The organism is Stenotrophomonas bentonitica (assembly GCF_013185915.1).
Lineage (GTDB): Bacteria > Pseudomonadota > Gammaproteobacteria > Xanthomonadales > Xanthomonadaceae > Stenotrophomonas > Stenotrophomonas bentonitica.
Map to the genome: position 1 here is coordinate 2,424,585 of NZ_JAAZUH010000001.1, position 23,436 is coordinate 2,448,020.

Genomic DNA, 23,436 nt, shown 5'->3' on the forward strand with positions numbered 1-23,436 from the left:
TCAGCGCTCTTCCACGGCAGTGCGCCGGCTGCGGGTAATCAGCCACGCCACGCCGCGCAGGTCGCGGATGCCGACCAGCGCACGGTCCAGGTTGTTGTACTTGGAGACCCCGGCGGTGCGGTGGCGGTGGTTGACCGGCACGCTCACGGTTTTCCAGCCGGCCCGCTGCATCAGCGCCGGCAGGTAGCGGTGCATGTGGTCGAAGTACGGCAGGTCCAGGAAGGCATCACGCTCGAACAGCTTGATGCCGCAGCCGGTGTCGGGGGTGTCGTCGCGCAGTATGCGCGCGCGGATCGCATTGGCCCATTTGCTGGCCCAGCGCTTGCTGCCGCTGTCCTGGCGGTTGACCCGCCAGCCGGCGAACAGCTTGACCTGCGTTTCGGCGCCGGCACGGGCGGCCAGCAGCCTGGGAATGTCGGCCGGATCGTTCTGGCCGTCGCCGTCGAGGGTGGCGATCCACGGCGCGCGCGCCTGCTTGACGCCGTTGCGCACCGCAGTGCTCTGCCCGCTCTGGGTAACGTGGTGCAGCACCCGCAGTTCCGGGTTGGCGGCCTTCAACGATTCGAGCACGGCCAGGGTGTCGTCGCGCGAGTTGTCGTCGATGTAGACGATCTCGAATGCGATCTGCCCGCGCAACGCAGCGGTGATCTCGTCGATCAGCGGCTGTACGTTGTCGCGCTCATTGAACACCGGGACGACGACCGACAACTGGGGGTGGCTCATGTTCGGGCTCTGCGAGGGGCAAGCGTGACAAAGAGCGCGCATTTTCCGCAATCAAGGTTATCCGAAGATGAACCTGCCGATGTGAGTCAGGCGCGAACCCCGAAATAATCGCGGCACCAGGCCACCACCGGCGGCAGGCCGCGCTCGATGGGCGTGGCCGGTTCATAGCCGAATGCGTCATGGGCACGGTGCGTGTCGGCCATGGTGCGGACCATGTCGCCGGGCTGCATCGGCTTGTACACCTTGTGCGCCGGGCGTCCTGCGGCGGCCTCGATGACCCCGATGAAGTGCTCCAGCTCGACCGGGGTGTGGTTGCCCAGGTTGAACACGCGGTGCGGCACGTCGTCGCTGGACGGATGCGCCAGCGCGCCGAGGATACCGGCCACGATGTCGGAAACATGTGTGAAGTCGCGCTGCATGCGGCCTTCGTTGAACACCTCGATCGGGCGTCCGGCCAGTACTGCGCGCGAGAACAGCAGCGGCGCCATGTCCGGGCGGCCCCACGGGCCGTACACGGTGAAGAAGCGCAGGCCGGTGGCATGCAGGCCGTACAGCTGCGCGTAGGTGTAGGCCATCAGCTCGTTGGCGGCCTTGGTCGCTGCGTACAGCGAGCGCGGCTTGTCGATGCGCTGGTCTTCGGAGAACGGAGGCGTGGCCGAATCGCCGTAGACCGAGCTGCTGGAGGCATACACCAGGTGGGCCACGCCGCGATGGCGGCATAGCTCCAGCATGTTGACGAACCCGGTGAGGTTGCTGTCGACGTAGGCGTGCGGGTTTTCCAGCGAGTAGCGCACCCCGGCCTGCGCGGCCAGGTGGATCACGCGGGTGGGCTGCAGCGCATCGAACAGCGCGGCCAGGCCGTCGCGGTCGGTGAGGTCGAGCACGCGGATGTCGGCATCCGGGCACAGCGCGGCCACGCGATCACGCTTGATCTGCGGGTCGTAGTAGTCGTTGTAGTTGTCCAGCCCGACCACCCGGTGCCCGGCATCGAGCAGGGCACGCACGGTGTAGGCGCCGATGAAACCCGCCGCGCCGGTGACAAGGACGGTCATGGGCTCAGTCCTTGCGGACGCGCAGCTTTTCGAGCACGCCGTCCAGGGTGTCCAGATCGGTGTAATGGATGATCAGCTTGCCCTTGCCGCCGCGGCCATGGTTGATCGCCACGCGCGCACCCAGCGATTCGGACAGCTCGGTTTCCAGCGAGGCGATATCGGCCTGCGGCGCGCTGGCAGTGGGCTTTTTACGCAGGTTGGCGGGCACCTTGCCGGCCGCGAACTGCTGCGCGCGGTGCTCGACCTCACGCACCGACCAGCCCTGGTCGGCCGCTTCCTGGGCCAGCTTGCTGGCCAGTTCCGGGGCCAGGGTCAGCAGCGCGCGGGCATGGCCCATTTCCAGCCGGCGGGTTTCCAGCAGCAGGCGGATCGCCACCGGCAGTTCCAGCAGGCGCAGCAGGTTGGACACCGAGGCGCGCGAGCGGCCCACGGCCTGGGCGGCTTCGGCATGGGTCAGCGCGAATTCGCTGATCAGCCGCTGCAGCGCTTCGGCTTCTTCCAGCGGGTTGAGGTCTTCGCGCTGGATGTTCTCGATCAGCGCCATCGCGATGACGGTGCGGTCTTCCAGCTCGCGCACCACCACCGGCACTTCGTCCAGGCCGGCCAGCTGCGAGGCGCGCCAGCGGCGTTCGCCGGCCACGATCTCGAAGCTGTCCGGGCCGAGCTGGCGGACCAGGATCGGCTGGATCACGCCCTGCGCCTTGATCGACTCGGCCAGCTCGGCGAGCTTGGTTTCGTCCATTTCGCGGCGCGGCTGGTACTTGCCCGGCTGCAGGTGCTGGACCGGCAGCCTGCGCAGCACTTCACCCGGCAGCGGTTCGACCACCGCGGCCGCCTGCACCTGTGTCACCGCGCCCTTGGGCCCCAGCAGCGCATCGAGGCCACGGCCGAGGCCGCGTTTCTTGCCGGGGGCGGGCTTGCTGCTCATCAGGCGGTCTCCATGGCCTTGCCGGCCGTGTTGCGTTGGTGGTGGCGGCGGATGATTTCGCCGGCCAGGCCGAGGTAGGCCACGCCGCCGCGCGAGGCGCGGTCGTAGCCGACAATGCTCTGCCCGTGGCTGGGCGCCTCGGCCAGGCGCACGTTGCGCGGCACGATGGTGCGGAACACGCGGTCGCCGAAGTGCTCGGTCAGTTCAGCCGACACGGCATTGGCCAGGTTGTTGCGCACGTCGAACATGGTGCGCAGCACGCCCTCGATCTCCAGGCTGGGATTGAGGTTGGCGCGCAGCGCGTCGATGGTTTCCACCAGTGCGCTCAGGCCTTCCAGCGCGTAGTACTCGCACTGCATCGGCACGATCACCGAATCGGCGGCGGCCAGGGCGTTGAGGGTCAGCAGCGACAGCGCCGGGGGGCAGTCGATCAGGATGAAGTCGTACTCCTCCTGGATCGGCGCGAGTGCGCGCTTGAGGCGCTGTTCGCGCTCGCCCTGGTCCATCAGCTGGATCTCGGCAGCGGTCAGGTCGATGTTGCCCGGCAGCAGGTCGAAGCCTTCCGGGGTGGTCACCCGGATCTCCGCCGCGGTGCTCTCGCCGAGCAGCAGGTCGCAGGTGGAGGCGGCCACTTCGCGCTTGTCCACGCCGCTGCCCATGGTCGCATTGCCCTGGGAATCGAGGTCGACCAGCAGCACGCGCTTGGGTGCAGCAGCCAGGGCGGCGGCCAGATTGACGGCAGTCGTGGTCTTGCCGACGCCACCTTTCTGGTTGGCGATGGCGATGATGCGAGCCATGCGGGTGAGCCTCATCGGCAGGGAGTGGGACTGGGCATTATGCGGTCAGCGGCCGTGTCATGCACTGTGAGATGCGCGCCGGCCCCCGTCATGGACCGGCCACCACGACCAGGTGACGCTCGCCGGTGAGGCCCGGGACCGTCAACGGCAACACCTGTTCGACCTGCCAGCCGGCCGGCAGCTGGGCGATCTCGTCGTGCGGGTACACGCCCTTCATCGCCAGCAGGCGCCCGCCCGGGCGCAGCAGGTGGCCACCGACCGCAATGATCCCGGCCAGGGTGTCCATCGCGCGCGCGGTCAGGTTGTCATACGCGCCCGGCTCGTCCAGCGCTTCGGCGCGCGACTCGGCCACGCGGGCGTTGCCCAGGCCCAGCTGGCGCACCGCTTCGCGCATGAAGCGCGCCTTCTTGCCGTTGCTTTCGACCAGGGTCACCTGCAGCTGCGGGCGGGCGATGGCCAGCGGGATGCCCGGCAGCCCCGGGCCGGTGCCGAGGTCGGCCAGCGTGCCCTGCTCCAGGTACGGCTGCATCGCCAGCGAATCGAGCAGATGGCGGGTGACCATCTCCAGCGGATCGCGGATCGCGGTCAGGTTGTAGGTCTTGTTCCAGCGATTGAGCAGGGTCAGGTAGGTCAGCAGCGGCGGCGCCAGGGCGGCGTCCAGGCCCATGGCGGCCAGGCCTTTTTCAAGCTCGGCAGCCACGTTGGAAGGAAGAGTGTGCTCGGTCATGCGCCCATTATCGCAGGGTGGCGCGGTTCGCACTGCGCGGATTCGGCGAAGTCAGAGCGCGTGCCAGGCCAGCGCGGCGCGGAAATCATCGGCCGCCTGCCATTCGCGCAGCTGCCAGCGCGCGGCCGGGCCCAGTTCCGGGTCGGCCCAGGCCAGGTGCAGCGCGCCGTCCGGGCCGGGGGCCAGCTGCAGGCGGTGCAGGCCGAATGAGATGCCCTGGCCCTGCGCCTTGAGGATGGCTTCCTTGGCGCACCAGACCCGGAAGAACCAATGATTGCGGGCGGTGTCATCCAGGCCGAGCAGCCAGGCCACCTCGGCCGGGTGGAAGAAGCGTTCGATGATCTCGGCCATGCGCGGGCGCGGGCGCAGCGGTTCCAGGTCCACCCCCAGCCGCACGCCCTCGCCCAGCCCGACCAGCAGCAGGCCGTGGCTGTGGCTCCAGCCGGTGCCCATGTGCGCCAGCGGGCCGTGCAGCTCGGGCCGGCCGCGCGGGTCGCGCTGCAGCGGCAGGGTTTCGGGGCGGCCGCCCAGCTGTTCGGCCAGCAGGACCCGGGCCTGCGGCTCGCCGCGGGTGCCGGGCACGTGCGGCAGCCGCCAGACCGTGACCGGGCCGAACCGCCAGGGGCCGTCCAGGGTGGCCGGCAGGCTCACGCGAATGCCCCGCAAAGGCCAGTGCACGACGATTTCACAGCACCTGCCGTCAACTGGCGCCGCTTCATCCACACAGAGGGAATCACCAACATGGGCATCATCATCTGGTTGATCGTCGGTGGCATCGTGGGCTGGCTGGCCAGCATCATCATGCGTCGCGACGCGCAGCAGGGCATCATCCTGAACATCGTGGTGGGCATCGTGGGTGCGTTGATTGCAGGGTTCCTGTTCGGCGGCAACATCAACGACGGCATCACGCTCTGGTCGTTCCTGTACTCGCTGATCGGCGCGGTGATCCTGCTCGCGATCGTGAACCTGTTTACGCGAAAGAGCATCCGGTAAACAACGCCGGTGGAAAACGGAAAGGCCCGGCACCCGCCGGGCCTTTTCCTTTCTCAGCCCAGCTGCACCCACGCCGGGGCGTGGTCGCTCGGCCGATCCCAGGTGCGCGGTTCGCGGTCGATGCCCGAGGCCAGCGCGCGCGCCTTGAGCGCGTCGGAGACCAGGGTCAGGTCGATGCGCAGGCCCAGGTTGCGGCGGAAGCCGGCGGCGCGGTAGTCCCACCAGCTGAACACGCCTTCTTCTTCGCTGTGCAGCCGGAACGCGTCGTGCAGGCCCAGCTGAAGCAGCTTGTTGAGCGCGCCGCGCTCGGCGGTGGAGGTGAGGATGTGGTTCTCGTTCCAGACCAGCGGGTCGTGGGTGTCGCGCCCTTCCGGGGCGATGTTGAAGTCGCCCATCACCACCAGCTCGGGGTACTTCGCCAGTTCGGCGGCGACCCAGGCATGCACGGCTTCGAGCCAGCGCAGCTTGTACGCATACTTGTCGGTGCCCACGTCCTGGCCGTTGACCACGTACAGGTTGATGATGCGCACGCCGTTGACGGTGCCGGCGATGACGCGCTTCTGCTCATCCTCGAAGCCGGGAATGCCGATCTGCACGTCCTGGGCCGGTTCGCGCGAGAGCAGCGCGACGCCGTTGTAGGTCTTCTGCCCGGCGAACACGCTGCGGTAGCCGAGCCCGGCCAGCACCGCGTCGGGGAACTTGTGGTCCTCCATCTTGGTTTCCTGGATCCCGACCACGTCCGGCGCGAACGCGGTGAGCCATTGTTCCAGGTGCGGCAGGCGCACGTTGAGGGAGTTGACGTTCCAGGAGGCGATTTTCATGAGGGCATTCTACCCGCCCCTACCGCACCAACGCCTTCAACAACCCCGCGATCTTCGAATACGGTGGCTTCAGCAGGTCGCTGGCCGCCCAGCGCGACTGCCAGAGGATCGGCAGCTGCTTGCTCATGGCGTCGAAACCGGCGCGGCCGTGGTACGCGCCCATGCCGCTGGGACCGACGCCGCCGAACGGCAGGCCGTTGATCGCGAAGTGCAGCAGCGTGTCGTTGACGGTGACGCCACCGGCCACCACCTGCCCGAGCACCTGCTCCACCGCTTCGCGGCGGTCGCTGAACACGTACAAGGCCAGTGGGCGGTCGCGGGCCTGCACGTCGGCTACTGCTGCGGCCAGGTCCGGATAGGCGCACACCGGCAGGATCGGACCGAAGATCTCCTCCTGCATCAGGTCCAGGTCCGCCGGCGGGTCGAGCACGATGGTCGGCACGATCAGCCGTTCGCGGCGTGCGCGCTCGGGGTCGACGGTGGCCAGTTCGATCACCGGCACGCCGCGTTCGCGCGCCTGGGCCAGGTAGCCCAGCAGGCGCTGGTACTGGCCCTCGTGGATGATGCGGGTGTAATCGCTGGCGTCGCTGAAGTCGCCGTAGCGCTCGCGCACCTGGGTCTGCAGCTGCTGCACCAGCTCGCGCTGGCGACGGCCGTCGATCAGCACGTAGTCCGGGGCGATGCAGGTCTGCCCGGCGTTGAACCACTTGCCGGTGGCCAGGCGCGAAGCGGCCTTCTCCAGCGGGTAGTCGCTGCAGACGATGGCCGGCGACTTGCCGCCCAGTTCCAGGGTAAGCGGGGTCAGGTGCTGGGCAGCGGCGGCCATGACCTTGCGGCCCACGGCGGTGGAGCCGGTGAATACCAGGTGGTCCAGAGGCGAGCCGGACAGCGCGGCGGCCAGCTCGCCGTCGCCCTGCACCACCGCCACGCGGTCGGCCGGGAACACCGAGGCGAGCAGGTCGTGGAGGAAGGCGCTGGTGCGCGGGGTGTGTTCGGACGGCTTGAGGATGACGTGGTTGCCCGCGGCAATCGCGGTAGCCAGCGGAATCAGCGCCAGGTTCACCGGGTAGTTCCACGGCGAAATCACCCCGACCACGCCCAGCGGTACCGGGCGCGTCTGCGCGCGCGCCGGCCAGAACCGCCAGCCCACCCCGACCCGGCGCGGGCGCATCCAGCCGCGCAGGTGGCCGAGCAGGTGGTCGATCTCGTTGAGCACGGTCATGCCGTCGGCGATCAGCGATTCCTGGGTGGAACGGTGGCCGAAGTCGGCGGCGATGGCTTCGGCCATCTCCGGCATGCGCGATTTCAACGCCGCGCGCAGGCGTTGCAGGTCGTTGCGACGCTGGACCAGCGTCGGACGGTTGGATTGCCAGGCCTGGCGCAGGGTGTGAAGCAGGGCCGGGAGCGCGCCGGGCGCGGTGTGGGTGGAGTTCATGGGGGGAATATAGCAATGGTTTCGGGAGGCACCGCGAGGACACGCATGGCGTGTCACTACGCGTAGCGACACGCCATGCGTGTCCCACGCGGACCCAAACGAAGAAGGGCCGCGGCAAACGCCGCGGCCCTCCCGTGCATCAATCACCGATACAGCTTACTTGGTGATATCCACACCCTTCGTTTCATGCAGGAACAACCCACCGACCACGACCGTCATCAGCGCGATGATGATCGGGTACCACAGGCCGTAGTACAGGTTGCCGGTACCGGCCACCAGCGCGAACGAGATCGCCGGCAGGAAGCCACCGAACCAGCCGTTGCCGATGTGGTACGGCAGCGACATCGAGGTGTAGCGGATGCGGGTCGGGAACAGCTCGACCAGGTAGGCCGCGATCGGGCCGTACACCATGGTGACGTACAGCACCAGGATCCACAGCATCAGGATGGTACCGGCGATGTTGATGCGCGCGTTGTCGGCCTTGGCCGGGTAACCGGCTTCGGTCAGCGCCGCCTTCAGCTCGGCGCCGAACGCATCGCCCTTGGCCTTCAACTCATCCTTGGTCAGCCCGGCCGCTTCGAACGAGGTGACCTGGGTGTTGCCCACGCTCACCATCGCCAGCGAACCGGCAGCGGCAGGCTGCACGTCATACGGCACACCGGCCTTGGTCAGCGCGGCGGTGGCCACGTCGCAGGAGCTGGTGAACTTGCGCAGGCCGACCGGATCGAACTGGAACGAGCAGGTGTTCGGGTCGGCAATGACCAGCGCCGGCGAGCTGCTGCGGGCTTCTTCGATCGCCGGGTTGGCGAAGTGGGTCAGGCCCTTGAACACCGGGATGTAGGTCACCGCTGCCAGCAGGCAGCCGGCCAGGATGATCTTCTTGCGGCCGATACGGTCCGACAGCCAGCCGAAGAAGATGAAGAACGGCGTGCCCAGGGCCAGCGCCGCGGCGATCAGCAGGTAGGAGGTGGTGGCGTCGACCTTGAGCATGCTGCTCAGGAAGAACAGTGCATAGAACTGGCCGCCGTACCACACCACGGCCTGGCCGGCTGCGGCACCCAGCAGCACCAGCAGCATCAGCTTGAGGTTGCCGCCCTTGAGGCTGTCACGGAACGGGGTCTTGGAGCCCTTGCCTTCGGCCTTCATCTGCTGGAACAGCGGGGATTCGCTCAGCTGCAGGCGGATCCACACCGAAATGCCCAGCAGGATGATCGAGACCAGGAACGGGATGCGCCAGCCCCAGGCTTCAAAGGCTTCGTTGCCCAGGAAGTAGCGGCAGGCCAGGATGATCAGCAGCGACATGAACAGGCCGAGCGTGGCGGTGCACTGGATGAAGCTGGTGTACAGGCCGCGCTTGTCCGCCGGTGCATGTTCGGCCACGTAGGTGGCCGCGCCACCGTACTCACCGCCCATCGCCAGGCCCTGGGCCAGGCGCAGCACGATCAGGATCACCGGCGCGGCGAAACCGATCGAGGCGTAGTTGGGCAGCACGCCGACCAGGAAGGTCGAGATGCCCATGATCAGGATCGTGACTAGGAACGTGTACTTGCGGCCGATGCGGTCGCCGAGGCTGCCGAAGAAGGCCGCGCCGAACGGACGCACGAAGAAGCCGGCGGCGAAGGCCAGCAGGGCGAAGATCATGCCCGTGGTTTCGTTGACCCCGCTGAAGAACTGCTTGGCGATGATCGCCGCCAGCGAGCCGTACAGGAAGAAGTCATACCATTCGAAAACGGTACCGAGGCTGGACGCGAAGATGACCTTCTTGTGGCCCTTGGTGAGCTCTGCCTTTGCAGGCAATGGTGTGGTGGACATGGGACGCTTCCCCTCCGAAGCAATCGTGGATGTCGCCGGCCCGTGGGCCGGCGTTCGTTGTATTTAGAAGCTGTATTTGGTGGTGAACTGCACGCGGTTGATGTCGCCCTTGCGGCCGTCTTCGATCTCGCGCACGCCGTACATGTACTCCGCACCGATATCGACCTTGGGCATCGGTGTGTAGAAGATGTTGCCGCGGATGCTCTGCACGCTCTTGGTGACCAGGGGGCCGAGCACGCTGTCGTTGTCGTAGTCGCTGCGCGCATAGATCAGGTTGGTGCGCAGCTTCGGGGTGAAGGCGTGGCGCCAGCCGACATAGCCGGCCAGTACCCCGGTCGGGTTGAGTTCGTCGCGGGCCACGTCGTACGCCGTGTCGGCGGTGACGCCCAGGCCCACGTAGCGGGCAATGCCTTCGCCGCCGCTGATCTGGTAGTGCAGGGTGTCGCTGTCTGCCATCACCCACTTGCCGCCCAGGGTCAGGCCGCCGCCGATCTTGTCGGCGTCGGCGCCGGTGGCCTGGTTGTCCACCTTCAGCTGACGCACGATGCCGCCCACCCCGAAGGTGCCCCAGTCGCCCTTCCAGCCGTAACGCAGGGTCAGGTCCGGCAGGGAGCCGCGGTCGCTGTTGCTGGCGGCATTGGTCCACGCGCCGGTGACCGGGTTGCGGGTGCCGGTGAGCACGGTGGTTTCCGGGTTTTCCAGCGCGACGCTGAAGCCGCCCTGGGTGTAGCGCACCTGGGCCTGGCGGACGAACAGCACGCCGTCGGTGGGACCGACGAAGTCGGCTGCTTCCGGCAGCGAGGCCGCGTCCATGAAGTTCGACCAGGTCTGGCCGGCCAGCCAGTTGTTCCAGTACATGTAGGCGTGACGCAGGGTGACGCCATAGGTATTGGTGGCGGTCTGGTTGCCCAGCGAGTTGCCGAAGAAGTCCATTTCGAAGAACGCACCGGACTTGTTGCCCTTGTCCGAGACGTTGTCGATGCCCAGGTTGAAGCGCGAGAACTTGGCGTGGGCGTTGAAGTCCACGTCCGACTTCTCGCCGCTGCCGCCGGCACCGGCCACCGGGGTCTGGCCCGGCAGGTACAGCGCACGACCGGTGGCGTCGTCGGCGAGCTGGCCGTCGCCGGTCTGGGTGAGCAGGAAGTCGGCCTTGATGAAGCCGCCGATCTTGACCGTGGTACCCGGCGCGGCGCCCGGGGTGATGGTGGTGACCTGGATCGGCTGCTTGCCGGCCGGCACGGCGGCCACGGCGGGCTGCTGCGCCTGCACGGCCTTCACTGCAGTGACGTCGGTCTGGGCCTGGCTGATCTGGCCCTGTTGCTGCTGGGTGGTGGACAGCAGCAGCTGCACCTGGCGTTCCAGTTCGGCAACGCGGGCTTCCAGCTGCTTCTCTTTGGCGGTCTCGGCAAACGCCATGCCAGGGGCCACCAGCGCGACCAGCAAACAGGTCGCCAGCGGCTTGCGCATGGTCTTCAACATACGGGTGCTCATGTTGCCCTCTCTCCCGGGTGGCAAGGTGATCGCCGCGTGTGGGGTCACGGTCGAGCCGAGCGTGCGGCCGGCTGACGCACGCCGGCTATTGGCAATTGGTAGTAGGTATGGACATATCCCCGGTCCGTTCGACCAAGGTCTAACCACACCGATACCGCGCGACCGGGTGGATGCGGCACACTGAGCAGGAACAGTCGCGGGTTATGCTGCGATCGCACAACCCAGTCCTAGTGCAAGTGAGGGTGCCATGGCCGATCTTTACCCCGTCAAGGCGGACGTTGCCGCCAAGGCGCGCATTGACAAGAACACTTACCAGCAGCTCTACCGCGAATCGGTGGAGAACCCCGACGCGTTCTGGGGCAAGGCCGCCGAGCGGCTGGACTGGTTCAAGAAGCCGTCCACGATCCGCAACGTCAGCTACCAGCTCGACGATTTCCGGATCAAGTGGTTCGAAGACGGCGAACTCAACGCCAGCGTCAACTGCCTGGACCGCCAGCTGGACAAGCGCGGTGACAAGGTGGCACTGCTGTTCGAACCGGACAGCCCGGACGCACCGGCGCAGGGCGTGACCTATCGCGAGCTGTACGAGCGCACCTGCCGCCTCGGCAACGCGCTGCGCGCGCTGGGCGTCAAGAAGGGCGACCGGGTCACCATCTACCTGCCGATGATCGTCGACGCCGCGGTGGCCATGCTGGCCTGCGCCCGCATCGGCGCGATCCACTCGGTGGTGTTCGGCGGCTTCGCCCCGAACTCGATTGCCGACCGCGTGATCGACTGCGGCAGCAAGCTGATCATTACCGCCGACGAAGGCCTGCGCGGCGGCCGTAAAATTCCGCTCAAGGCCAACGTGGACGCCGCGCTGAAGCTGCCCGGCACCACCACGGTGGAAACCGTGCTGGTGGTGCGCCATACCGGCGGTGCGGTGGACATGCAGGCTCCGCGCGACCGCTGGTTCCACGACGTGGTGGACCCGCAGCCGGCGCAGTGCGAACCCGAACGCATGAACGCGGAAGACCCGCTGTTCATCCTGTACACCTCCGGTTCGACCGGCAAGCCCAAGGGCGTGCTGCACACCACCGGCGGTTACCTGCTGTATGCGGCCTACACCCATGAAGCGGTGTTCGACCTGCGCGAGGACGACATCTACTGGTGCACCGCCGACGTCGGCTGGGTCACCGGGCACAGCTACATCGTGTACGGGCCGCTGGCCAACGGTGCGACCTCGCTGATGTTCGAAGGCGTGCCGAACTACCCGGACACCTCGCGCTTCTGGCAGGTGATCGACAAGCACCAGGTCAGCATCTTCTACACCGCCCCGACCGCGATCCGCGCGTTGATGCGCGAAGGCGAAGCGCCGGTGAAGCGCACCTCGCGTGCCTCGCTGCGCCTGCTCGGCAGCGTGGGCGAGCCGATCAATCCGGAAGCCTGGCGCTGGTACTACGACGTGGTCGGCGATGGCCGCTGCCCGATCGTGGACACCTGGTGGCAGACCGAAACCGGCGGCATCCTGATTTCGCCGCTGCCCGGCGCCACCGACCTCAAGCCCGGTTCGGCCACCCTGCCCTTCTTCGGCGTGCAACCGGCGCTGGTCAATGCCGACGGCGAGATCAAGGACGGCGCGACCGAAGGCAACCTGATCATCCGCGATTCGTGGCCGGGCCAGATGCGCACCGTCTACGGCGACCACCAGCGTTTCATCGACACCTACTTCCGCACCTACCCGGGCGCGTACTTCACCGGTGACGGCTGCCGTCGCGACGAAGATGGTTATTACTGGATCACCGGTCGCGTGGACGATGTGATCAACGTTTCCGGCCACCGCATCGGCACCGCCGAAGTGGAAAGCGCGCTGGTCTCGCACCCGAAGGTGGCCGAGGCGGCCGTGGTCGGCTTCCCGCACGACATCAAGGGCCAGGGCATCTACGCCTACGTGACCCTGGTGGCCGAAGAGACGCCGAGCGACGAGCTGCAGAAGGAGCTGATTGCGTGGGTGCGCAAGGAGATCGGTCCGATCGCCTCGCCCGACCACCTGCAGTGGGCGCCGGGCCTGCCCAAGACGCGCTCGGGCAAGATCATGCGCCGCATCCTGCGCAAGATCGCCGAGAACGCGCCGGACCAGCTGGGCGACACCTCGACCCTGGCCGATCCGTCAGTGGTCGCCTCGCTGGTTGAAGAACGCAAGGTCAAGTAGTTGGAGTTCGCATCCCCCATGCCTACCCTGCTGATTGCCGACGACCACCCGCTGTTCCGCGAAGCCCTGCGCGGTGCGGTGCAGCGGGTGATGCCGGGCGTGCAGCTGTACGAAGCCGACAGCGTGGAAGCGCTGTACCAGCTGGCCGAGCAGCATGCCGACGCCGACCTGGTGCTGATGGACCTCAACATGCCCGGCGCGCAGGGTTTCAACGCGCTGGTGCACATGCGGGCGTTGCATCCGCAGCTGCCGGTGGTGGTGGTGTCCGCGCGCGAAGAGCCGACGGTGATGCGGCGGGCGCTGGACCACGGTGCGTTCGGCTTCATTCCCAAGTCGGCCGACTCGGACACGATCGGCCATGCGCTGGGCGCGATCCTGGACGGCGAAACCTGGGCCCCGCCGGAGGCGCACAACGTGCCGCAGACCGGGCGTGAGGAACGTGAGGTCGGGCAGCGGTTGCGCGAGCTCACCCCGCAGCAGTTCCGGGTGCTGCAGATGCTGGGCGCGGGGCGCTTGAACAAGCAGATTGCGTACGACCTCAATGTTTCAGAGGCGACGATCAAGGCGCATGTGACCGCGATCCTTCGCAAGCTTGGGGTCACCAACCGCACCCAGGCGGTGCTGATGGCGGGGAAGCTGACGCTGGATGATGAGCCGTTGGTGTTGCCGCCTGAGGAAGATTGATATAGCCGAAGCTATATATCCCAGCACTCCCTGCGCAATTCGCCCATTCCGAGGTAATCCGCGTTCGCGGTGCTAAGCTTCGCGTCCCCTTGGGGAGTAGCCGGTTTCCCGCTGAAGGGAAACGCCCGCATCAACATACTCGGCCAGTGCGCCGTGGTGCGGGCAGCCATCATGGTTGGCGAGACCAGCGGTCCGCGTGCGCAACGACAGGTTGGGCGCGAACGCGGGCCGTTGCCCGTCATTGCCCGACCTGCTCGTGTCCCCGATGTCTCCCATTTCGATGTTGTTGATCGGCTTTGCCATGTCCACCGATGCCTTCGCGGCCGCGGTCGGCAAGGGTGCGGCCATGCGCAGGCCGCGCTTCCCCGATGCCCTGCGTGCGGGCCTGATCTTTGGCGTGATCGAGGCGATCACCCCGGTGATCGGCTGGCTGCTGGGCCGTGCCGCGTCCTCCTACGTGGAATCGTTCGACCACTGGATCGCCTTCGTGCTGCTCGGCGCGCTGGGCGTGCACATGATCATCAACGGCGTGAAGCCGGAGGCGGAGGAAGCCGACGAGGATGCGGACAGGCACCGCGGGTTCTGGCACCTGGCGGTGACCGGTTTCGCCACCAGCATCGACGCGATGGCGGTAGGCGTGGGCCTGGCCTTCCTGGACGTGCATATCGGCGTGATGGCGGCGGTGATCGGCCTGTGCACGCTGGTGATGGTGACCACCGGCATCATGCTGGGCCGCGTGCTGGGCAGCATGATCGGCAAGCGTGCGGAGATTGCCGGTGGCGTGATCCTGATCCTGGTGGGTAGCGCGATTCTGTATGAGCACCTGAGTGGTGCAGTGGGGTGATCGGGGTTGCCGGCCGGCGGCCGGCACTATTGTCATGCGTACCCCGGACGCTGTAGTGCCCGCCGCTGGCGGGCAACCCCTAGGACCGCGGGCGGTGGTAATCGACGATGTCGACCAGCTCGTGGCCGTCGCCGCAGTTAAGGTACAAAAGTCGCCACGCATTGCGGCCGGGGCTTTGCCGCCCTTCCAGATGAATGTCGCATGACATGTATTCCCTCCCGTTGTGGACGATGAGATGCCCACAAGGCCGTCCCGCGGCAAGGTCTTCTTCAATCCGGTTCAGCTCCCGCCACGTGCGGCTGGAGGGCGGCAGGCCGAGGTCCGTAAGTGTCCGCCGCAGGCGCGGACTGCGGGTCACGCGAGCGCTGGCGCAGGTGCTGGCAGCGCTCAGCTCGGTCGACCGGCGGCTCCCCCTGTTGCGCACGCCATGGTGCCCGGTAAGGCGCCGGTTTGTAACTTCAACCAGCGGGCCAATCTCGAAGGAGGTCTGCACCGGGCGCACGCACATCTCGCCACCGGAGTCGTCGGCCGCGAATGCATTCGCGTCTCGCAGTGCATTGTTGGCCAGATCCACGCGCAGATACGGGAAGTGCAGCTGACGCAGCACCGTTCCCGCGCGCGTACCCGGCTGGTTCATGCCATCTTCGATGGCGCGTCGCTGCTCCTCGCGAGCCGCCACCAGATAACACGCAGTCGCGCCCTTGCTGCTCAGCAGCATCACGCCCCGCTCGGCACAATGAGTCAGATAGAAGTGGCGGATGACCCCGGGCATCAGTGGATTGGGCGGCGTGTTGCGCTTTCGGCAGTAATCATTGAACTGCGAGATCATCCAGTTGAATTCCGCCTCAAGCGCGCCCGCCAGTTCTTTCAACGCGTCCAGGTCCTCAACGCTGGTGCCCACGTCAATCAGTCGCTGGCGAACGGCCGGGTAATCCACCAGCGCACGCTCATGCGGCTGCAGTTGGCGACTCGGCGTTTCCCGATCCAGGCAGCGCATCGCGTTCAAACAGCCGACGGCCATCCAACTGGAGACGAGCCCGGGCTTGATCACCTCGGCGAGGGTCCAGGCCGGACCTGCAGCATTGGTGCAGCCACGGAACACCGCCTCGAATCCAGCGCCCACCAGGAAGCCCACGGCGCCTGCGACAAAGGAGGCACCATCGTCATGCATGCGCATGGAGCGGATATCGGGTAACAGGGTAACGGGCATGCGAGCACCGGCGCAGTGTGGCTGGGCTGCGCAGCATAAGCCTCGCAAACGCGAAACTGCAGCAAGCCTGTCGGCTTCAGCCTCTCAAGGTCGAGTGCGCCGCCAGGTACGCGCGCAGCGAGGCCGGCTTGATCGGCTTGGTCAGCAGGCGGTAACCGCGGTCGCGTGCCATGCGCTTGAGTTCGTCGCGGCCATCGGCGGTGAGCAGGGCCCCGGGAATGTCGCGCCCGGCCTGCGCGCGCAGCGCCACCAGGGTGTCCAATCCATCCAGGCGGTCGTGCAGGTGGTAGTCCACCAGCATCACATCCGGCTGCGCCAGCACCTCCTCCAATGCCTGGTCCACGGTGCTCGCGGTGATCACCTGCACCTGCCAGCGGCCGAGCAGCGCGCGCATGCCGTCGAGGATTTCCTGGTCGTTGTCCACGCACAGCACGCGCATGCCGGCCAGCGAGTCGGTGCGCGTGCTGTGTTCGGGCACGGCGGCGGGCGCGTCGCTCGGCGGCAGTTCGGGCACCGCCGCGCGCGGCAGCAGGATCGAGAACATGCTGCCGCTGCCGACCTGGCTGCGGGCATTGAGACGATGGTCGAGCAGGCGCGAGATGCGCTGGCAGATCGAAAGCCCCAGGCCCAACCCCTGCTCGCCCCAGTCGAACGGCTGCTGGTAGCGATGGAACTCGTTGAAGATCTGCTGCATGTGGTGCTCGGGAATGCCCGGGCCGGTGTCCCACACCTGCAGTTCGATCTCCTCGCCACGGTGGCGCACCGCCAGCACGATGCGGCCCTGCCGGGTGTAGCGCAGCGCGTTGGCCAGGAAGTTCTGCAGCACGCGGCGCAGCAGGCGGCGGTCGCTGCGCACCCAGGCCGGGCGCGCGAACAGATCCAGGCGCAGGCCGCGCCCGGCCGCCACCGGCGAGTACTGCGCGGCCAGCTCGCGCATCAGCAGGCTCACGTCGAAGTCGCCGATCACCGGGTGCAGGCCGCCGGCGTCCAGTCGCGATACGTCGAGCAGGCCATCCAGCAGTTCTTCGGCGGCGCGCAGCGATGCATCCACGCGTTCGGCCAGATGCCGTTGCTCGTCATTGTTGTGGTGGCTGTCGCGCAGTGCCGAAGCGAACAGTCGCGCGGCGTTGAGCGGCTGCAGCACGTCGTGGCTGATCGCGGCCAGGAAGCGGGTCTTGGACTGCTGCGCCACCTCGGCTTCGTGCGAGCGTTCGGCCACGCGCTGTTCCAGCGTTTCGTTGGCTTCCAGCAGCGCGTTTTCGGCGTGCTTGTAATCGGTGATGTCGTTGTAGCTGGTCACGTAACCGCCGCCGGGCAGCGCCTGGCCGCGCATTTCGATCACCCGGCCGTCGCTGCGGGTGCGTTCGAAGATGTGCGGCGAACCGGCGCGCATGTAGCCGATGCGCCGGTTGATCTGCACGTCGATATCGCCCTCGCCCAGCTCGCCGCGCTCGGCGTTGTAGCGGATCAGGTCGGCCACCGGGCGGCCCACGTAGAGCATGCCGTCGGGGTAGCCGAACATCTGCTGGTAGCGGCGGTTCCAGGCGGTCAGGCGCATGTCCGGGTCGACCACGCTGACCCCGGCGCTGATGTTTTCCAGCGTGGTGGAGAGGATCTCGCGGTTGAAGCGCAGGTCCTGCCCGGCTTCGTCCAGCACCGCCACCACTTCGCCCAGGTCCATGCCCGAGCCGCGCAGCAGGCTGGTCAACAGCAGCCGCGCCGACGCCGCGCCGATCGAGGCGGCGAGCAGGCGCTCGGTGAACTGCACCCAGGCGCGGTCGGCGGCGGCCGAGGCCTGCAGCTCGCGGCCCAGCGACTGCGCCTGTTCGAAGAACGAGCGCCGCGCATGGCGGTCGCCGACCACGCGCGCGGCCAGCGCCAGCAGGTCGCCCACGTGCACGTGGCCGGGCCAGTCGCCGGCCACCGACGGGCGCTGTGCGTAAGGGTCCAGGAACGGCGCGGCGCGCAGGCGCTCGTCCACGCCGGGTCGCCAGCGCACCGAGACCAGCAGCATCGCTGCGGCGTTGATCAGCAGGGACCAGAACGTGCCGTGGGTGAGCGGGTCCCAGCCGGTCATGCCGAACAGGCCCTGGGGCTGCAGCCAGCTGATGCCGAACGGCCCGTCGCGCAGCCAGCTGCCGTCGGTCCAGCCGGCGTGGGTCAATGCGGGCAGCAGCAGCGTATAGATCCAGGTGCCGAAGCCGAGCAGGATGCCGGCTTCCACGCCGCGGCGGCTGGCACCGCGCCAGTACAGGCCGCCGATCAGCCCGGGCGCGAACTGCGCCACCGCCGCGAACGCCATCAGCCCGTACGAGGCCAATGTGCTGTCGTTGCTGCTGCCGCGGTAGTAGCTGTAGGCCGCCATCGCCAGCAGCAGGATCGCCAGGCGCCGGATCCACAGCACCCGCGAGGCCATGTCCGCCGCTTCCTGGTGGTCGCCACTGCGGCGCAGCAGCACCGGCATCACCAGGTCGTTGCTGACCATGGTGGCCAGTGCGATGGAGGCCACGATGACCATGCCGGTCGCGGCCGAGAAGCCGCCCACGTACGCGACCAGGGCCAGGAACTTGCGGCCTTCGGCCAGCGGCAGGGCCAGCACCATGCTGTCGTCGGCGACGCTGCCACCGGTGCCGAACAGGGTCACGCCGGCGGTGGCGATCGGAATCACCATCGCCGAGATCACCACCAGGTACCCGCCGAACATCCAGCGCGCGCGGCGCACGTCGCGTACGTCGCCGCATTCCACCACCGCCACGTGGAACTGGCGCGGCAGGCAGACGATGGCCAGGAAGCTGAGCAGGGTCTGCGAGATGAAGCCCACCGGCGGCAGCCCGGTGAACAGCGTATGCGCGCTGCGCACCACGGTTTCACCGCGGTCGGCCAGCCACAGGTAGGCGAACAGGCCCAGCGCGACCATCGCGATCAGCTTGATCATCGACTCCAGCGCGATCGCCAGCATCATGCCGTGGTGGTGCTCGGTGGCATCCACCTGGCGGGTGCCGAACAGGGTGGCGAACAATGCCATCAACAGCGCCACGTACAGTGCCGGGTCGCTGAAGTAGCCGGTCGGCCCCACGTGGCCGGTCAGCACCTGCAGGCTCATCGCCACCGCTTTGTACTGCAGCGCCAGGTACGGAATGATGCCGATCAGCGCGATCACCGCGACCAGCGCGGCCAGCCGCCGCGAGCGGCCGAAGCGCGAGGAAATGAAATCGGCGATGGAAACCACGTTCTGGCTGCGCGCGATCAGCGCCAGGCGCTCGATGATGCGCCAGCCGAACAGCAACAGCAGCAGCGGCCCCAGGTAGATCGGCAGGTAGCCGATGCCGTTGCGCACCGCCGTGCCGACCGCGCCGTAGAAAGTCCACGACGAGCAGTACACCGCCAGCGCCAGGCTGTAGACCACCGGGCGCAGCCACGGGCGGTCGGGGTACATCGGGCGCCGGTCGCCCCACCAGGCCACGCCAAACAGCAGCGCGGCGTAGGCCACCGACACCAGGAGCAGGATCCAGCTGGAAACCACGCGCACGTTTCCCCAAGGGCAGACCGGAGTGTAGCCGCTGGGACGGGCAGTGGGCACAGACGACAGGCGCGCGTCGCGTTTGCCGCTTGTCCGGGCAGGCCGTGGCGGTCAGCGTGCAGGCCCATCTTTTGAAGGAAGCTGCGATGCCTGTTGCCACCGTCCGCGACCCGTTGAGCCCGCTGCTGCGCCAACGCCTGGAAGCCTCGCTGTCGGAGGAATACCGCACGGTTGCGCTGCGCGACCTGGATTTCATGCTGTTGTCGGTCCGGAACGTTCCGCCCAAGACCTACTCGCCACCGCCCGTGGACCCAGGCAACCCTTGCCCGCTGGCCAAGGCGTATCAAGGCCTGACCCAGCACAGCGACGGCGCGCAGCGCGGCCCACTTACCGAAAGCGATGCGCACATGCTTCAGCAGCTGCATTACCTCTGCGAAGTACGCAATGCCCAGCGCATGCGGAGCGTGGGCGATCCGGGCAGCTACCGGCCACAGAGCCATGTCCACGCCCGCCTGCTACGGGAGGCGCGGCGCGAGTTCGCGCAGCTGCCGTTCCCCCCGCCGGCGGGGGGGTGGGAACGGTCCGTTCATACGGTCGCTGCCGATCTGCTGGTGAGGGCGATGCTTGCCGGCGTGCAGCCGAGCGAGGTTGCGGTCCTCGCTTCGCAGGAACTGCCCGCCCTGCCCGGCAGGCATCTTGGCGGTGTAAAGGTGCACATCGCGGCGTGGGACGCGGCGATGTCGCTCCCCGAGGTCTCCGACGCAACTGCCAACCCGAATGTCTGGGATCCCAGCAACCCGCTAGGCAATGAACCGGACCTGCGGCGCGCCCCGGTTCAGATGGAATGGAAGAACGTGTGGCCCCTCACCCCGCAGTAAACGGCGGCCGGCCTTACTCGGCCGGCACGCCCATTTCCTTCAGCAGTTCCGGCGCCGGGTAGACCTTGGCCAGCAGCCAGCGCAGGTAGCGCATGTCCACGTGCACGGCGCGCTTGAAGCGCGGGTCGAACCACCAGCTGGCACTGACCGACTCCCAGTTGCTGTCGAAGTTCAGCCCGATCAGCTCGCCGCGTGCGTTCAGCACCGGCGAGCCGGAGTTGCCGCCGGTGGTGTCGAGGTTGGTCAGGAAGTTCACGGTCTGGGTCTCCAGCACCGGGTCGGCGGTGCTGCCGAAGTCGCCCTTGGCGATCGCCGCGAGCAGCGGCTTGGGCGCGTCGAACGGATAGGCGTTGGTGTTCTTCTCGACGATGCCGGCCACGGTGGTGACCGGGTCGAAGTGCACTGCGTCGCGCGGCGACAGCGCTTCGACCTTGCCGTAGCTGATGCGCAGGGTGCGGTTGGCGTCCGGGTACACGGCGCGGCCCTGCTTGGCCCGCCACGCGAACAGGGCCTGCATGTAGGCCGGGCGCAGGCGCAGCTGTTCGCCTTCGCGGGTCTTGCGCTCGTCGTCCAGGCGCAGCTGCACGGCGACCAGCGGGCCGGCCAGGTCGATCAGCGGGTCGTGCGCGAGCGGCTTGCCTTCCTTCGCGGCGGCGAAGCGCGACAGGCGCTCGCTTTCGTCACCCAGCCGGGTACCGGCGTACAGGGTGTCCAGGGCCTTGGCCAGCGCGGTCGGGGTACGGCCGAACGCGGCGTCGAACTCGGGCACGCGCTGCGCGTCGGGCAGCTGCTGGTAGCGGGTGAACAGGTCGGTCAGCAGCGCCTTTTCCACCTCGGGTGCGTAACGGCGCTGGACCTGCTTGAGGGTGCCTTCGATCAGCGCCAGGTCGCGCTGCTGGTAGCCGCTTTCGCGCTCGGCGTCGGGCTTGGCCGACTCGATGCGCAGGCGCTCGAGCATCAGCGCCGAGCGCAGCAGCTGGCTCTGGCTGGCGGCCTGTTCCAGCACGAAATCGCGCTCGCCCATCGAGGCGCCTTGCGAGAGGGTGCCGAACAGGGCCTGGATGTCGGGGCGGTAGGCGGCGTCGGTGGCCTGCAGCATGGCGGCTTCGTCGGCGGCACGCTGGGCCTTGGCGTCGCTGCGCAGCAGGCCTTCGAGCTCGCCGGCGGCGCGCTTGCGGTTGTTCTTCAGCGACTGCAGCTGGGCGGCGTAGCGGGTACGTGCCTGGGCGTCCTTGGCGGTGGCCGCTTCGATGGTGTCGATCAGCTGCTGGAACACGGCCACGCGGCGCGGCAGTACGGCGTCGATCTGGCCGGCGAATTCGGCGGCAGTGCGGTGGCGGTAGGTGATGCCGGGGTATCCGGCGAGCATGGCGTAGTCGCCGGTCTTGGGACCGTCGATGGACATCTTCAGGTGCGCCGGCGGGTGGTAGGGCACGTTGTCGGGGCTGTAGGCGGCAGGCTTGCCGTCCTTGCCGACGTAGGCGCGCAGCAGGGTGAAGTCGCCGGTGTGGCGCGGCCACATGAAGTTGTCGATCTCGTCGCCGTAGTTGCCGATGGCGCGCGGCGGTGCGTAGACCAGGCGGACGTCGCTCAGTTCGAGCTGGCGGATGCGGTAGAAGTCGGTGCCGTAGTACATGTCGGCGACGCTGCAACGCACGTTGCCTTCGGCCTCGCACTCGGCCACGAGGCGCTTGCTGGCGCGGTCGACGGCGTCGAAGTAGGCACGGCCGGTCTTGCCGCGGGCGTCGCGCAGCACTTCATCGGTGACCTTGTCGAAGCCGGTGGTGACCAGCACGCGGAAGTCGGGGTTGGAGGGGCGTTCGTCGGCGCGGCCCTGTGCGATGAAGCCGCCGTCGATCAGGTTGTGCTCGGGCGTGGTGTTGTACTGGATCACGCCCATGGCGACGTGGTGGTTGGTCAGCAGCAGGCCGTCGGCGGAGACGAACGAGCCGGTACCGCCTCCGGCGCGGACCACGGCGCTCAGCGGCGGCGCGGTCACGTTGGCCAGGTCGGCGGGGTTGCCCTTGAAGCCGGCGGCCTTCAGCGGCTTGGCCAGGTCCGGCAGCTGGGTCGGCATCCACATGCCCTCGTCGGCATGGGCGGCGGCAGCGAGGGTGAGGCCAAGCGCCAGGGCGGCGCTGAGGGGCTTGCGTGCAGGCATGGGTGCATCCAGTACGGCGGAACGAGGGGGCACCTTAGCCACTGGGGGCGATTGGGGCAACGCCCGATGGTCGCGCCGCAGCCAAAATGACACGCCCGACCGACGAACGCGTCGCCACGCGCCATTGAAATGAAAGACCGACCGTAGAGCCGGGCCCTGCCCGGCTGCTCGGGTTGCATGCCATCCGTAGAGCCGGGCTCCGCCCGGCTGCTGTTGGGTTCAGGCGAACAGCCCAGGTCTGCGAGGTTTCCCTGGCGTGGGCCGTCGGGGGTGGGTTGGTGGGGGACGCCGTAAACCCATCCATGGGGGCTAAGTCGCCGCATCCATGCGGCTCATTCCCCCACCAACCCACCCCGCCGACCCTTCGATAGTTGGTCGCGGGCCATGGGAAACGCCGGTGTGCCGACCTGCGGTCGACACGAATCTCTGCTGCGCGGTTTACGGTGGACACGCACGGCGTGTCGCTACGCGGCACCGGGATGAGGCGGGTTCGGTAGGGTTGGTTCCCAAACAACCGCCGACCGTGTGCGCTATCGCTTTGACGCAGGGGCCCGTGCAATCCCGGGCCTGACGGAGGCTTGATGTCTGATCGGTGCAATGCCGTTACCGGGCGCGGGGTTGTTATCGGCAGTCGGCTGGGGCGCGACCCTACCAACAGCGCTGGCCGCGCAGGGCCGGGCCGGAGCCCGGCCCACGGCATTACGCGTACCAGCCTGCGCGACGGCAGGCTCTGCGCACGGTGGGCTTCAGGGTGCGAAGCAACACGCAACCGGGTGCAACCTGCACCGTGAGTCGCGCGCCGGGTTCGATGCCCGCGGTGGCCAGCCACATGCCGCGCAGGTGGAGGGACGGGATCAGGATTTCGCCCGGTTCGGGTTCGTGGTCGTCGTGGCGGATCGTGCCGACAAGGACAGTTCGGGGCGTGCGCCAGTGGTAGATGACACGCGGTTGGGTGCCGGCGGATGAATCACGTTCGTGGTCATGCATGGTAGGCATCTCCTGGATGTCTCCCTCGCCGGAATGGCGAGGGAGTCGGGAGGTTGATAGCCGTGCAGATAGGAACGGTGCGACGTATTTCCGCGAGGGTTTTGTATTTCGCCACCCACCCGACATGTTGCGTCCATCCTCTATCTACGGAGCTATCAAACTCCTCGGGTCCACCATGCGGA

19 protein-coding genes and 1 riboswitch are annotated in these 23,436 nt (G+C 67.7%); of the genes, 5 read left to right on the plus strand and 14 right to left on the minus strand.

The window, feature by feature from the left end:
* From HGB51_RS10710 to HGB51_RS10735, 6 genes are all read right to left on the minus strand, one after another.
* Positions 1–723 (minus strand): glycosyltransferase family 2 protein, encoded by a 723-nt coding sequence (locus tag HGB51_RS10710; RefSeq protein WP_070209264.1) that lies wholly within the window; start codon positions 721–723, stop codon positions 1–3.
* An 86-nt stretch (positions 724–809) separates the two neighbouring features.
* Positions 810–1,775, minus strand: coding sequence for an SDR family NAD(P)-dependent oxidoreductase (locus HGB51_RS10715; protein ID WP_070209265.1), 966 nt, complete (start codon positions 1,773–1,775; stop codon positions 810–812).
* Between the two features lie 4 nt (positions 1,776–1,779).
* The gene (locus tag HGB51_RS10720; RefSeq protein WP_070209266.1) at positions 1,780–2,703 is read right to left on the minus strand and encodes a ParB/RepB/Spo0J family partition protein; all 924 of its coding nucleotides are present in this window, start codon (positions 2,701–2,703) and stop codon (positions 1,780–1,782) included.
* Positions 2,703–3,500: a ParA family protein gene (locus HGB51_RS10725; protein ID WP_070209267.1), complete on the minus strand. Its 798-nt coding sequence runs from the start codon at positions 3,498–3,500 to the stop codon at positions 2,703–2,705. Before HGB51_RS10725 ends, HGB51_RS10720 begins: the two co-directional genes overlap by 1 nt.
* Positions 3,501–3,588: 88 nt before the next feature.
* Complete coding sequence (gene rsmG / locus HGB51_RS10730; RefSeq protein WP_070209268.1) at positions 3,589–4,227, minus strand: 16S rRNA (guanine(527)-N(7))-methyltransferase RsmG; 639 nt, start codon at positions 4,225–4,227, stop codon at positions 3,589–3,591.
* Positions 4,228–4,278: 51 nt separating this feature from the next.
* A complete protein-coding gene (locus HGB51_RS10735) occupies positions 4,279–4,878 on the minus strand; it encodes a 4'-phosphopantetheinyl transferase family protein (protein WP_070209269.1) in 600 nt (199 codons plus the stop codon).
* Between the two features lie 90 nt (positions 4,879–4,968).
* Between HGB51_RS10735 and HGB51_RS10740 the strand changes: the two genes are divergently transcribed.
* Positions 4,969–5,220, plus strand: coding sequence for a GlsB/YeaQ/YmgE family stress response membrane protein (locus HGB51_RS10740; protein WP_070209276.1), 252 nt, complete (start codon positions 4,969–4,971; stop codon positions 5,218–5,220).
* Positions 5,221–5,273: 53 nt separating this feature from the next.
* Here the strand turns inward: HGB51_RS10740 and xth are convergent, their stop codons facing one another.
* From xth to HGB51_RS10760, 4 genes are all read right to left on the minus strand, one after another.
* Complete coding sequence (xth, locus tag HGB51_RS10745) at positions 5,274–6,041, minus strand: exodeoxyribonuclease III (protein WP_070209270.1); 768 nt, start codon at positions 6,039–6,041, stop codon at positions 5,274–5,276.
* 19 nt (positions 6,042–6,060) lie between these two features.
* A complete protein-coding gene (locus HGB51_RS10750) occupies positions 6,061–7,476 on the minus strand; it encodes a coniferyl aldehyde dehydrogenase (RefSeq protein ID WP_070209271.1) in 1,416 nt (471 codons plus the stop codon).
* A gap of 156 nt (positions 7,477–7,632) precedes the next feature.
* Complete coding sequence (locus tag HGB51_RS10755; protein WP_070209272.1) at positions 7,633–9,288, minus strand: MFS transporter; 1,656 nt, start codon at positions 9,286–9,288, stop codon at positions 7,633–7,635.
* Between the two features lie 63 nt (positions 9,289–9,351).
* Positions 9,352–10,779, minus strand: a complete 1,428-nt coding sequence (locus HGB51_RS10760) for a DcaP family trimeric outer membrane transporter (RefSeq protein ID WP_070209273.1) — start codon at positions 10,777–10,779, stop codon at positions 9,352–9,354.
* A 247-nt stretch (positions 10,780–11,026) separates the two neighbouring features.
* Between HGB51_RS10760 and acs the strand changes: the two genes are divergently transcribed.
* The 3 genes from acs to HGB51_RS10780 all read left to right on the plus strand — a co-directional run bounded on the left by acs (position 11,027) and on the right by HGB51_RS10780 (position 14,498).
* The gene (gene acs / locus HGB51_RS10765; RefSeq protein WP_070209291.1) at positions 11,027–12,970 is read left to right on the plus strand and encodes an acetate--CoA ligase; all 1,944 of its coding nucleotides are present in this window, start codon (positions 11,027–11,029) and stop codon (positions 12,968–12,970) included.
* 18 nt (positions 12,971–12,988) lie between these two features.
* Positions 12,989–13,654, plus strand: a complete 666-nt coding sequence (locus HGB51_RS10770; protein WP_070209290.1) for a response regulator transcription factor — start codon at positions 12,989–12,991, stop codon at positions 13,652–13,654.
* Positions 13,655–13,739: 85 nt separating this feature from the next.
* A riboswitch (yybP-ykoY riboswitch) is annotated at positions 13,740–13,831 on the plus strand.
* A gap of 88 nt (positions 13,832–13,919) precedes the next feature.
* On the plus strand, positions 13,920–14,498 hold the full coding sequence (locus HGB51_RS10780) for a manganese efflux pump MntP (RefSeq protein WP_070209289.1): 579 nt from the start codon (positions 13,920–13,922) through the stop codon (positions 14,496–14,498).
* Between the two features lie 79 nt (positions 14,499–14,577).
* Here the strand turns inward: HGB51_RS10780 and HGB51_RS10785 are convergent, their stop codons facing one another.
* Positions 14,578–15,708 carry a hypothetical protein gene (locus tag HGB51_RS10785; protein WP_070209288.1) on the minus strand — a complete coding sequence of 377 codons (1,131 nt, stop codon included), beginning with the start codon at positions 15,706–15,708 and terminating at the stop codon, positions 14,578–14,580.
* A 76-nt stretch (positions 15,709–15,784) separates the two neighbouring features.
* Positions 15,785–19,231, minus strand: a complete 3,447-nt coding sequence (locus HGB51_RS10790) for a hybrid sensor histidine kinase/response regulator (protein WP_070209292.1) — start codon at positions 19,229–19,231, stop codon at positions 15,785–15,787.
* A 143-nt stretch (positions 19,232–19,374) separates the two neighbouring features.
* Between HGB51_RS10790 and HGB51_RS10795 the strand changes: the two genes are divergently transcribed.
* Positions 19,375–20,106 carry a hypothetical protein gene (locus tag HGB51_RS10795; RefSeq protein ID WP_141739221.1) on the plus strand — a complete coding sequence of 244 codons (732 nt, stop codon included), beginning with the start codon at positions 19,375–19,377 and terminating at the stop codon, positions 20,104–20,106.
* Between the two features lie 13 nt (positions 20,107–20,119).
* Here the strand turns inward: HGB51_RS10795 and HGB51_RS10800 are convergent, their stop codons facing one another.
* On the minus strand, positions 20,120–22,267 hold the full coding sequence (locus HGB51_RS10800; RefSeq protein WP_070209286.1) for a S46 family peptidase: 2,148 nt from the start codon (positions 22,265–22,267) through the stop codon (positions 20,120–20,122).
* Between the two features lie 699 nt (positions 22,268–22,966).
* A complete protein-coding gene (locus HGB51_RS10805; RefSeq protein WP_070209285.1) occupies positions 22,967–23,254 on the minus strand; it encodes a SymE family type I addiction module toxin in 288 nt (95 codons plus the stop codon).
* Positions 23,255–23,436: the final 182 nt, after the last annotated feature.